At 44.1% G+C, this 2077-nt stretch carries 1 protein-coding gene; it reads right to left on the bottom strand.

Annotated elements, in window-relative coordinates; genetic code table 11:
* Positions 1 to 777 precede the first annotated feature (777 nt).
* On the bottom strand, positions 778 to 2077 hold a 1300-nt coding region (locus HMPREF9431_RS13315), incomplete at its 5' end, for a hypothetical protein (protein ID WP_004381577.1).

The following is a 2077-nucleotide window of genomic DNA, read 5'->3' as shown; positions in this document are numbered from 1 at the left end:
TTTATTTTCTGACGTTTGCTAAGTTGTTAGCAAGTCTCGAATTTATTTTCTGACGTTTGCTAAGTCGTTAGCAAGTCCCAAATTATTTTTTTGACGTTTGCTAAGTCATTAGCAAGTCTCGAATTTATTTTCTGACGTTTGCTAAGTTGTTAGCAAGTCTCGAATTTATTTTCTGACGTTTGCTAAGTCGTTAGCAAGTCCCAAATTATTTTTTTGACGTTTGCTAAGTCATTAGCAAGTCCCAAATTATTTTTTTGACGTTTAATAAGTCGTTAGCAAGTCTCAAATTATTTTTTTGACGTTTGCTAAGTCATTAGCAAGTCTCGAATTTATTTTCTGACGTTTGCTAAGTCGTTAGCAAGTCCCAAATTATTTTTTTGACGTTTGCTAAGTCGTTAGCAAGTCTCAAATTATTTTTTTGACGTTTGCCCAGCCTTGGGCAAGTCTCAAATTATTTTTTTGACGTTTGCCCAGCTTCGGGTAAGTCCCAAATTATTTTTTGCCGTTTGCCCAGCCTTGGGCAAGTTTCAAATTATTTTTTTACCGTTTGCCCAGCTTCGGGCAAGTTTCAAATTATTTTTTTACCGTTTGCCCAGCCTTGGGCAAGTCTCAAATTATTTTTTTGCCATTTGCCCAGCTTCGGGCAAGTCTCAAATTATTTTTTTGCCATTTGCCCAGCCTTGGGCAAGTCTCAAATTATTTTTTTGACGTTTGCCCAGCTTTGGGCAAGTCCCAATTTTATTTTTTGAGGTTTGCCCAATGGGAAATAGGGATTTTTTATTTGTAATGCACAAATGGGACGAGTACGCGGGAATCCCAGCCTGTGCCGTCACTTCCAAATACCACAGCTTCAGAGTCCCAAATACCAAAATACGTATATGGATAACTGCTTCCCAGTTTCATTTGCGTGCTGGTTGGCCAAACATTACCGCTAAAATCTGTTGAAGGATTGGCAGCCTGAAATGCCTTTTTAAACTTAGCTGTAAAACCTGTATATCGTCCACTCCATATCTCTGCATTCTTCGGTGTATAACTCTTATCGAAGAGTTGTATCAATTTCACCAATTCGCCAAGAGCAGGAAGATACCATTTTCCAACATTGCTGGCCACGGACACTCCTGGAGAATAACGCGCCACCTTGTAGAACACCGTGTTATTAATGGGATCGTTAGCTCTCACATTGCCTTGCAAATCGGGTGAATAAGTCCACTGATAACCATTCATATCTTTGGCCGCCTCTTCAAAGCTGGCTGGTGAAGGAGTTACATTTGACTCTACAGTTGAATTGCCAATGATATCGTAGATGGAAAAACTTCCTACGGGAGTAAGTCCACAGGCGGTTCCCTCTTTATCTCCCCAACTCTGCTGAATAACGAGCCCAATAGGCGTATGCGTGCCTCGTCCGGCGAGCACGCGTGCTTTGCCGTCTTCAAACAGGTAGAGCTGCCCTTTGACGTTGACATTGATGGTGATGCTCTGATTGTAATCCCATTGAAAGCCCGTGGGGAAAGTAGCACCACTCAAATCGAGCGTCTTGATGGCTAAGGGCGCACCACCAATGGTACCGGCAGTGAAGTGGAGGGTATAGTCTCTCAAACTATTGTACGGTGTTGTTGAAGGCAACATATAGCCGTAGGCCGACGTGCAGGTCGTGCCTGCTTGCGTTGTAACAGGCGCGATATTCGTAAAGGCCAATGGTTGCGGCGTGTTGTACCAGAAGTTGCCCGTATTATTGAGTGCACCGGAATAAGCTGTGTACCAATCTTGCACCCAATAACCAGTAAGAAAAGTCGTTCCCTGCAGATAAGCATCAATGGGCGTGTTCTCTGATAGAATATCCGACGTGATATTAAGGCGCACGCGGGCAGATTTGTGCTCCATGTTAAACACCACTTCGTAATCGTCGCCCGTTATCGTTGCCTGCACATGGCCAATCGTCGGGCTCTTGGTGAGCCAGTTGTCAACCACCAATCGGTTGTTCGGCTCATCATATACCACAGGCTCGCTGAAACAGGTAAAGTCATAGGTGCCGGGGTCGAGCAACAGTTTCTGACCGGCATCGGGGGTGAACACGCCG

Origin of the sequence: Segatella oulorum F0390 (assembly GCF_000224615.1) — a bacterium.
In the GTDB taxonomy this organism is placed as follows: Bacteria; Bacteroidota; Bacteroidia; order Bacteroidales; family Bacteroidaceae; genus Prevotella; species Prevotella oulorum.
The sequence above is the reverse complement of the archived record's forward strand: the minus strand, read 5'-3'. Positions and strand labels throughout refer to the sequence as shown.